Raw genomic sequence first — 9168 nt, 5'->3', positions numbered from 1 at the left:
GAATAAATGGAAAGAAAAGAGTTATGCATAATCTCCGACTCCGATATCCCATCGGGTTCTGGTGGAATCAACGGTGAAGGATATACATACGGACAATTACGTCATCAACCCATTATCGCAGAGATATTACAACGTATCACCCACCCTATTGCACGTCAAATGGCAGAGGACTGTAATGAACGCAACCGTAAAGATGGATTTACAATGTATAAGGTAGATGGTGAATACTGCTTTGAAGGACTACGAGTAGGGCCGAAAGTGAAAATCCCTTCTAAAGAAGAATTATTGGCTCTATTAGGAAATCAACCTATCAACGCAGCCTCTATCCGTAACATCACATATACGCTTATACGTGAAGAATTAGCACGATTATACGGAACTTCTGTACAAGAAGCCGCAGACATCATTGGCAACCAACTTGACTGCGCTCCTCACGAAGACATCTCTGGCTATATCTTTATGGTACCCAACTGGGCACATAAATGGTTCCGCCACAATGGCTATGTGTCAAGAATGCTAAAGTAGAAAGCTTATTCTACAAAAAAACTCCCGATACATTAAGTACCGGGAGTTCTTTATTATAGAGATAAAATCTATTCAGATTATTCAGCCTTTGCCTCTTCAGCAACGTTCTCAGAAGCCTCTGCAGGTGCATCAGCCTTCTTTGTAGAACGACGGCTACGACGAGTCTTCTTAGCTTCAGCCTTTGGAGTCTTAGCCATATTCTCATCATAGTCAACAAGCTCTATAAATGCAATCTGAGCAGCGTCACCCTGACGAGTTCCGAGCTTGATAACACGTGTGTAACCGCCTGGACGATCAGCTACCTTTACAGAAATCTCCTTGAAGAGTTCAGTAACAGCCTCTTTGTTCTGAAGATAACGGAATACAACACGACGTGAGTTGGTTGTATCGTTCTTAGAACGTGTAATCAGCGGCTCAACATACTTCTTAAGAGCCTTTGCCTTAGCAAGAGTCGTAGTGATTCTTTTGTGCTGAATCAAAGCAACTGCCAAGTTTGAAAGCAACGCAGCGCGGTGGTCAGCAGTACGACCCAAATGGTTGAATTTCTTATTATGTCTCATTTTGTTTTTAACTTGTTGTGGATAAATCCGTCAACTTGTCATTTATATAACTCGTCAACTATTCTTTATCCAATTTATACTTTGTAATGTCGGTTCCAAACGACAGATTCAGACTCTCGAGCAAATCATCAAGCTCAGAAAGCGATTTCTTACCAAAGTTACGGAACTTCAAGAGATCCGTCTTGTTGTACTGTACGAGGTCGCCTAATGTCTCTACATCAGCTGCCTTTAAGCAGTTAAGTGCACGAACACTCAAGTTGAGACTTGCGTCGGTCAACTTGGTCTTCAAGAGCTGGCGCATGTGCAGAACCTCCTCATCAAACTCCTGGTTGCCCTCCTGATCTGGATTCTCAAGAGTAATCTTCTCATCAGAGAACAACATGAAATGATAAATAAGAATCTTTGCAGCCTCTTTCAATGCATCCTTTGGGTGGATGGAACCATCGGTCGTAACTTCAACAACCAATTTGTCATAGTCGGTCTTCTGTTCAACACGATATGGCTCAACGGCATATTTAACGTTACGAATAGGGGTGTAGATGGAATCGATTGGGAGTACGTTTACATCAGTGCAGTATTCACGATTTTCCTCAGCAGGAACATAACCACGTCCCTTGTTGATGGTCAAATCAATCTGCATAGAAGCCTTGGAGTCTAAATGACAAATCACCAAATCAGGGTTTAACACTTCAAATCCAGTCAGATACTTACCGATATCACCTGCTTTGAATTCGGTGGAATTCTCTACGGTGATACTAACTTTCTCATTCTCGAATTCTTCTACTACTTGCTTGAATCGAACTTGCTTGAGATTCAAGATGATGTTGGTAACATCTTCCTTTACACCAGGAACTGAAGAGAACTCGTGCTCAACACCAGCTATACGGATAGTGTTGATTGCGAAGCCTTCCAGCGATGAAAGGAGGATGCGACGAAGAGCGTTACCAATGGTAACACCGAAGCCAGGCTCAAGTGGACGGAATTCGAACTTGCCGAAATGGTCATTGGCCTCCAGCATCACTACTTTATCAGGTTTTTGAAATGCTAATATCGCCATTAATTTAATGAATTTTATTGTTTAGAGTACAACTCAACGATTAACTGCTCCTTAATATTCTCAGGGATGTCAGCACGGTCTGGACGATGGAGGAACTTACCGCACTTAGCGTTATCATCCCACTCAAGCCAAGGATACTTGCTGTGGTTGAAGCCTGCCAAAGCAGCCTCGATAACCTCAAGTGACTTAGCCTTCTCACGAACACCAACAACGTCACCAGCCTTTACCTGATATGAAGCAATATTTACGACATTACCGTTAACAACAATATGTTTGTGGCTAACGAGCTGACGAGCAGCTGCACGAGTAGGAGCGATACCGAGACGGAACACTACATTATCCAGACGGCTCTCAAGACTCTGAAGAAGAACCTCACCAGTAATACCATCTGCCTTAGCAGCCTTGTCGAACAGATTACGGAACTGACGCTCCAAAACGCCATAAGTGTATTTAGCCTTCTGCTTCTCTGCAAGCTGAGCACCATACTCAGAAACTTTGCGACGACGGTTATTACCGTGCTGTCCTGGAGGGAAATTTCTCTTAGCTAATACCTTATCTGCGCCGAAAATTGGTTCACCGAAACGGCGTGCGATTCGTGATTTTGGACCTATGTATCTTGCCATAATTAATATGAATTCTTTTAATTGTTATAAGATGTGATTATACACGACGACGCTTTGGAGGACGGCAGCCGTTGTGTGGCAATGGAGTAACGTCAACGATTTCAGTTACCTGAATACCTGCTGCGTTCACCGCACGGATTGCGCTCTCACGACCGTTACCTGGACCCTTAACGAATGCCTTAACCTTACGAAGACCGAGATCGAAAGCTACCTTAGAGCAATCCTCTGCTGCCATCTGAGCAGCGTAAGGAGTATTCTTCTTTGATCCACGGAATCCCATCTTACCAGCCGAAGACCAAGAGATAACCTGACCCTCGTTGTTAGCCAAAGATACAATAATGTTATTGAATGAGCTGTGCACGTGGAGCTGTCCAAGTGCGTCAACTCTTACATTTCTTTTCTTAGATGTTGCTGATTTCTTTGCCATAATTAATTTCCTCCTTAGAATTACTTAGTAGCCTTCTTCTTATTAGCAACAGTCTTCTTCTTTCCCTTACGGGTACGAGCATTGTTCTTAGTACTCTGACCGCGAACAGGAAGACCATTACGATGTCTAACACCACGATAGCAACCTATATCCATGAGGCGCTTGATGTTCATCTGGATCTCAGAACGGAGATCACCTTCAACTTTGAATTCAGCACCGATAATTTCACGGATCTTGGCTGCCTGGTCATCAGACCACTCGCTGACCTTCAGGTCACGGCTAATACCAGCCTTATCCAATATCTTTGCTGAACTACTTCGACCGATACCATAGATATAGGTCAATGCGATTTCGCCACGCTTATTCTGGGGCAAATCTACTCCAACAATTCTTATTGCCATTGTTTGATAATTAAATAAATAAATGTCATTTAACGCTAAAAAGCACGCAAAGGTAAGCATTAATTACGAGAAAACTTACTTTTTACGCTTTTTTAACTTAACCCTGACGCATTTTGAACTTAGGGTTCTTCTTGTTAATAACGAACAGGCGACCCTTACGACGAACGATCTTGCAGTCAGCTGTACGCTTCTTTAATGATGCTCTTGTCTTCATATCTCTATGTTGTTTATTTGTATCTGAAAACGATTCGACCCTTAGTCAGGTCGTATGGACTCATCTCAACCTTCACTTTATCACCAGGAAGAATCTTGATGTAGTGCATTCTCATCTTACCGGAAATATGAGCGGTGATATCAACACCATTCTCTAATTCCACTCGAAACATCGCATTTGATAGTGCTTCGAGAATTGTTCCGTCCTGCTCTATTGCAGTTTGCTTTGCCATATACTAATTAAAAATTTTGTCCTTCTAAATGTTCTACTTCTTCAAAAGAAGATAAAATATCAGCCTTACCAGCTCTAATAGCAATGGTATGCTCAAAGTGTGCTGCTGGACGACGGTCACGTGTAACAATACTCCATCGGTCTGGTAATATACCAATTTCTCGACTACCCAAAGTAACCATCGGCTCTATTGCTATACACATTCCTGCCTTCAGTAATACTCCACTCCCTCGCTTTCCATAATTAGGAATTGCTGGGTCCTCATGCATCTCACGTCCAATACCATGACCTGTTAGTTCACGAACAATACCATAGCCTTGTGCCTGACAATAGTCTTGAATAACTTGACCAATATCACCGACGTGATGCCCAGCCTGTGCCACCTCAATACCCTTATAGAGAGACTCCTTAGTCGTACGAAGTAGCTTCATCACATCTTCACCTACTTCTCCAACACAGAAAGTATAACAACTATCTCCATTGAACCCATTAAGTAAAGTTCCACAATCAATAGAAATTATATCACCATCCTTCAGCACAACATCTTCACTTGGTATTCCATGTACGACTACATCATTAATAGACGCACATATACTACCAGGAAAAGGAGGGCCATAGGAACTGGGAAAGCCTTTAAATGTAGGTATGGCACCATTGTCACGAATAAACTCTTCAGCTATTTTATCTAACTGGAGAGTTGTGACACCTGGCTTAACATGACGACCAACCTCTGCCAGAGTTCTACCTACCAGCAGGTTGGCCTCACGCATGAGTTCTATTTCATCTTCAGTCTTTAGAAATATATTCATTCCCTAAGATAAAGATCTAATAAGCTGCAACACCAGCATTGCTACGTGTATGTCCTGAATTGAGAAGTCCATCATAGTGGCGCATCATTAAATGAGATTCAATCTGTTGAAGTGTGTCGATAACAACACCAACAAGAATCAACAATGAAGTTCCACCAAAGAACTGACCAAAGGCATCAGCAACATTTAAATATCCTGCCAATGCAGGCATAATAGCAATGAAAGCGATAAACAAAGCACCTGGTCCCGTAAGACGAGACATTACTGTATCAATATAATCTGCTGTATCCTTTCCAGGTTTAACGCCAGGAATAAAACCGTTATTGCGCTTCATATCCTCAGCCATCTGAGTTGGATTAAGTGTAATCGCAGTATAGAAATAAGTAAACACTATGATAAGGAACACATAAATACAGTTATACGCCAGACTCTTTGTATTCATCAAAGACTGGAGAACAGAACTGGTATTATCAGATGAATACTGTACAATTGCCAATGGTATAAACATCAAAGCCTGCGCAAAGATAATAGGCATAACATTAGCAGCAAACAGTTTCAAAGGGATATACTGACGAGCTCCACCATATTGTTTATTTCCAACGACGCGCTTAGCATACTGCACAGGAATCTTTCGAGTACCTTGTACAAGGAGTAAAGCCGCACATACAACAGCATAAAGGACAATAATCTCTATGATAAGCATCACAATACCACCACCGATAGCCGCAGAAACGCGATTACTAAACTCCTGAATAAGAGCCTGAGGCAAACGTGCGATGATACCAATCATAATAATCAAAGAGATACCATTACCAACTCCTTTATCCGTGATACGCTCACCGAGCCAAAGAATGAACATAGAACCTGCAGCAAGAATAATTGTCGCAGGAATCATAAATGTAGTCCAATCGATGCCTGAAGCCAGAGCACCACCAGCCTGCACTTTTAAGTTCAACAAGTAAGACGGTGCCTGAAACAGTAGGATTACTACTGTCAGGACACGCGTATACCAGTTTATCTTCTTATGGCCACTTTCGCCTTCACGCTGCATCTTTTGGAAATAAGGTACAGCGACAGCGAGAATCTGTAAAACGATAGAAGCTGAGATGTAAGGCATGATTCCCAATGCGAAGATTGACGCATGAGAAAATGCACCACCGGAGAACATGTCCAAAAGTGACATAAGACCGCCCTTGGTCTGTGCCTGCAACTTTTCCAATAGGGTAGGATTAATGCCAGGTAGCACCACAAACGACCCGAAACGGTAAATAGCTGTGAACAGAATAGTTATGAGAAGTCGCTGACGCAAATCCTCAATTTTCCAACAGTTCTTCAGTGTCTCAATAAACTTTTTCATTAACTTAGATTATAGTTGTGTTACCACCTACTGCCTTAATAGCTTCTTCGGCAGTCTTAGAGAAAGCATTTGCTGAAACTTCCAACTTAGCCTTCAACTCACCATTACCAAGAATCTTAACAAGTTCCTTACAATTGGTGAGACCAGCAGCCTTAAGCTCCTCTACACCAATCTTAGTAAGATTGTTCTTCTCAGCAAGAGCCTGAAGAGTTGAAAGATTTACAGCGAAATATTCCTTGTGGTTGATGTTCTTGAAACCAGCCTTCGGTACACGACGCTGGAGAGGCATCTGACCACCCTCAAAGCCAATCTTCTTCTTATAACCAGAACGTGACTTTGCACCCTTGTGACCACGAGTAGAAGTACCACCGAGCCCAGAACCTGGACCACGACCAATACGACGACGTGAATGTGTAGAGCCAACAGCTGGTTTCAAATTATTTAATTTCATAATTACTGTTTTCTTTAAAAGATTACTTAATCAATTACTGATACCAGGTGATGAACCTTACGAATCATACCACGGCAGCTTGGAGTATCCTCAACCTCTATAACCTGAGAAATCTTGCGAAGACCCAATGCACGTAAAGTCTCTTTCTGGTCTTTAGGAGCACCAATCTGGCTCTTAATCTGCTTAATCTTAATTTTTGCCATAATTAAATACCTCCTAAAATTAACCGTTAAATACTTTATCCATACTGATACCACGCTCACCTGCGATTGTATATGCATCACGCATATCAGCGAGGGCAGCAATAGTAGCCTTCACAAGGTTATGAGGGTTAGAAGAACCCTTTGACTTTGCAATCACATCAGTAACACCTGCACTCTCAAGAACAGCACGCATAGCACCACCAGCCTTAAGACCAGTACCTGCTGCAGCAGGCTTAAGGAGAACATGAGCACCACTGAAACGAGCCTCTGCTTCATGAGGAACAGTACCCTTCAAAACTGGAACCTTAACAAGGTTCTTCTTTGCTGAATCTGTACCCTTCTGGATAGCAGCAGTAACCTCACCAGCCTTACCAAGACCCCAACCAATAACGCCCTTACCGTCACCTACAACGACGATAGCTGCGAATGTGAAAGTACGACCACCCTTTGTAACCTTAGTTACACGGTTGATAGCAACCAAGCGATCTTTCAGTTCTACATCACTATTTACTTTTACTCTATTCATTGCCATAATCGTTTAGAATTTAAGTCCTCCCTCACGTGCTGCATCAGCCAAAGCCTGTACACGTCCGTGATAGAGATAACCGTTACGGTCAAAAACAACCTGCTCTACACCAGCAGCCTTCGCATGTTCTGCTACAAGTGCACCCACCTTCTTAGCCTGCTCTATCTTAGCCATCTTCTCAAGACCAAGTGAAGAAGCTGAAGCGAGGGTTGTTCCGGTCAAATCGTTAATAACCTGTGCATAAATCTGCTTATTACTGCGGAAAACGCTCAAGCGTGGGCGCTCTGCAGTACCGTTCACACTCTTACGAATGCGGAACTTTATCTTAATTCTTCTTTGTTCTTTCTTTGTTGTCATAATCGTAATGATGTATTAAAGTTACTTAGCTGCAGCTGTCTTACCAGACTTTCTGCGAATAACCTCACCCTGGAACAGGACACCCTTACCCTTGTAAGGTTCAGGCTTACGGAAAGAACGAATCTTTGCACAGATGAGACCAAGCAGCTGCTTGTCAGCTGATTCAAGAGTGATGATTGGATTCTGATTACGCTCACTCTTTGTCTCAACCTTAACTTCTGAAGGAAGCTGAATAAAGATTGGGTGAGTATAACCAAGTGAGAACTCCACCAAGTTACCCTGGTTAGAAACACGATAACCTACACCAACGAGCTCCAATGTCTTCTTATAACCTTCGCTTACACCAACAACCATATTGTTAACAAGTGAACGATAAAGACCATGAAAAGCTTGCTTCTGCTTGTAGTTTACTGGACTATTCTCATCAATTTCGAATGTTACCTGACCATCCTCGATGATAGTCTTGATAGAGGAATCAACCTTCTGAGAAAGTTCACCTTTAGGACCCTTTACCGTAACAACACCACCATTGAGAGATACTGTAACACCAGCAGGAACACTAATTGGCAATTTTCCTATTCTTGACATATTCAATCCTCCAATTAATAAACGTAGCAAAGAACCTCACCACCAATCTTCTCAGCAGCAGCTTCCTTGTCTGTCATTACACCTTTAGACGTGGAAAGAATTGCAATTCCAAGTCCGTTAATTACTCTCGGCATGTCTTTGTAACCAGTATACTGGCGAAGACCTGGGGTAGAAACACGCTTCAATTTCTTGATAGCGCTCTGCTTTGTTACAGGGTCGTATTTCAATGCGACCTTGATTGAGCCTTGGGGACCATCCTCGATGAACTTGTAGTTCAAGATGTAACCCTTCTCGAAGAGAATCTTTGTAATAGACTTCTTCAAGTTAGACGCAGGAACCTCAACAACACGGTGATGAGCCATGATTGCGTTTCTGAGTCTTGTCAGATAATCTGCTATTGGATCTGTCATAAAATATAAATGTTTAATTAATCGGGACTACCCCGACAATATTAAAAAATCGCTTAAAAGCGGATAATGAGCTGCAAAGATACAAAATCTTTTTCACAATTCACTATCCGCGTCGATATATTTGTTTACCAGCTTGCCTTCTTTACACCTGGAATGAGTCCCTGAGATGCCATCTCACGGAACTGAATACGAGAGAGACCAAACTGACGAATGTATCCCTTTGGACGTCCAGTAATCTTACAACGATTATGTAGACGAATAGGATTAGCATTCTTTGGAATAGACTGCAACTTACGAGCAGCCTCATAAGCCTCTTCAGGATCATTTGAAGTAGCGATAATCTTTTTCAGAGCTGCGCGTTTCTCAGCATAACGAGCTACAAGCTTTGCACGCTTTACCTCGCGAGCTTTCATTGATTCTTTTGCCATA

Annotated in this window: 17 protein-coding genes; 1 reads left to right on the top strand and 16 read right to left on the bottom strand. The window is 42.3% G+C overall.

All coding sequences use genetic code 11. The features are described from left to right. Positions 1-6 precede the first annotated feature (6 nt). Positions 7-525, top strand: a complete 519-nt coding sequence (locus CHB62_RS11760) for a hypothetical protein (protein ID WP_089366988.1) — start codon at positions 7-9, stop codon at positions 523-525. Between the two features lie 77 nt (positions 526-602). Here the strand turns inward: CHB62_RS11760 and rplQ are convergent, their stop codons facing one another. The 16 genes from rplQ to rpsN all read right to left on the bottom strand — a co-directional run bounded on the left by rplQ (position 603) and on the right by rpsN (position 9167). After that, positions 603-1085: a 50S ribosomal protein L17 gene (gene rplQ / locus CHB62_RS11755; protein ID WP_089366987.1), complete on the bottom strand. Its 483-nt coding sequence runs from the start codon at positions 1083-1085 to the stop codon at positions 603-605. Between the two features lie 58 nt (positions 1086-1143). Further along, positions 1144-2142: a DNA-directed RNA polymerase subunit alpha gene (locus CHB62_RS11750; protein WP_004361631.1), complete on the bottom strand. Its 999-nt coding sequence runs from the start codon at positions 2140-2142 to the stop codon at positions 1144-1146. Positions 2143-2156: 14 nt separating this feature from the next. Next, the gene (rpsD, locus tag CHB62_RS11745; RefSeq protein WP_009012408.1) at positions 2157-2765 is read right to left on the bottom strand and encodes a 30S ribosomal protein S4; all 609 of its coding nucleotides are present in this window, start codon (positions 2763-2765) and stop codon (positions 2157-2159) included. Positions 2766-2802: 37 nt separating this feature from the next. Then, the gene (gene rpsK / locus CHB62_RS11740; RefSeq protein WP_004383890.1) at positions 2803-3192 is read right to left on the bottom strand and encodes a 30S ribosomal protein S11; all 390 of its coding nucleotides are present in this window, start codon (positions 3190-3192) and stop codon (positions 2803-2805) included. Positions 3193-3212: 20 nt separating this feature from the next. Then, on the bottom strand, positions 3213-3593 hold the full coding sequence (rpsM, locus tag CHB62_RS11735; protein WP_004361628.1) for a 30S ribosomal protein S13: 381 nt from the start codon (positions 3591-3593) through the stop codon (positions 3213-3215). Positions 3594-3690: 97 nt separating this feature from the next. Next, positions 3691-3807: a 50S ribosomal protein L36 gene (gene rpmJ / locus CHB62_RS11730; protein ID WP_004352823.1), complete on the bottom strand. Its 117-nt coding sequence runs from the start codon at positions 3805-3807 to the stop codon at positions 3691-3693. Positions 3808-3820: 13 nt separating this feature from the next. Then, a complete protein-coding gene (gene infA, locus CHB62_RS11725) occupies positions 3821-4039 on the bottom strand; it encodes a translation initiation factor IF-1 (RefSeq protein WP_004352768.1) in 219 nt (72 codons plus the stop codon). 7 nt (positions 4040-4046) lie between these two features. Beyond that, entirely contained in the window at positions 4047-4847 is an 801-nt protein-coding gene (gene map / locus CHB62_RS11720) for a type I methionyl aminopeptidase (RefSeq protein ID WP_089366986.1), read from the bottom strand. 16 nt (positions 4848-4863) lie between these two features. Continuing rightward, positions 4864-6204, bottom strand: a complete 1341-nt coding sequence (gene secY, locus CHB62_RS11715) for a preprotein translocase subunit SecY (RefSeq protein ID WP_089366985.1) — start codon at positions 6202-6204, stop codon at positions 4864-4866. A 4-nt stretch (positions 6205-6208) separates the two neighbouring features. Then, positions 6209-6655 (bottom strand): 50S ribosomal protein L15, encoded by a 447-nt coding sequence (rplO, locus tag CHB62_RS11710; protein ID WP_089366984.1) that lies wholly within the window; start codon positions 6653-6655, stop codon positions 6209-6211. A 26-nt stretch (positions 6656-6681) separates the two neighbouring features. Further along, positions 6682-6858 (bottom strand): 50S ribosomal protein L30, encoded by a 177-nt coding sequence (rpmD, locus tag CHB62_RS11705; protein ID WP_089366983.1) that lies wholly within the window; start codon positions 6856-6858, stop codon positions 6682-6684. A gap of 19 nt (positions 6859-6877) precedes the next feature. Continuing rightward, positions 6878-7390, bottom strand: coding sequence for a 30S ribosomal protein S5 (gene rpsE, locus CHB62_RS11700; protein ID WP_004361622.1), 513 nt, complete (start codon positions 7388-7390; stop codon positions 6878-6880). A 6-nt stretch (positions 7391-7396) separates the two neighbouring features. After that, entirely contained in the window at positions 7397-7741 is a 345-nt protein-coding gene (gene rplR / locus CHB62_RS11695) for a 50S ribosomal protein L18 (RefSeq protein ID WP_025837513.1), read from the bottom strand. Between the two features lie 21 nt (positions 7742-7762). Next, positions 7763-8329 (bottom strand): 50S ribosomal protein L6, encoded by a 567-nt coding sequence (rplF, locus tag CHB62_RS11690; RefSeq protein WP_004383895.1) that lies wholly within the window; start codon positions 8327-8329, stop codon positions 7763-7765. A 14-nt stretch (positions 8330-8343) separates the two neighbouring features. Further along, the gene (gene rpsH / locus CHB62_RS11685) at positions 8344-8739 is read right to left on the bottom strand and encodes a 30S ribosomal protein S8 (RefSeq protein WP_004361620.1); all 396 of its coding nucleotides are present in this window, start codon (positions 8737-8739) and stop codon (positions 8344-8346) included. Positions 8740-8864: 125 nt separating this feature from the next. After that, positions 8865-9167: a 30S ribosomal protein S14 gene (gene rpsN, locus CHB62_RS11680; RefSeq protein WP_004361619.1), complete on the bottom strand. Its 303-nt coding sequence runs from the start codon at positions 9165-9167 to the stop codon at positions 8865-8867. Position 9168 lies beyond the last annotated feature (1 nt).

It is taken from the genome of Prevotella jejuni, from assembly GCF_900187995.1.
GTDB classification, from domain to species: domain Bacteria; phylum Bacteroidota; class Bacteroidia; order Bacteroidales; family Bacteroidaceae; genus Prevotella; species Prevotella jejuni.
Note: the sequence above shows the minus strand (reverse complement) of the source record. Positions and strands in the feature narration are given on the sequence as shown.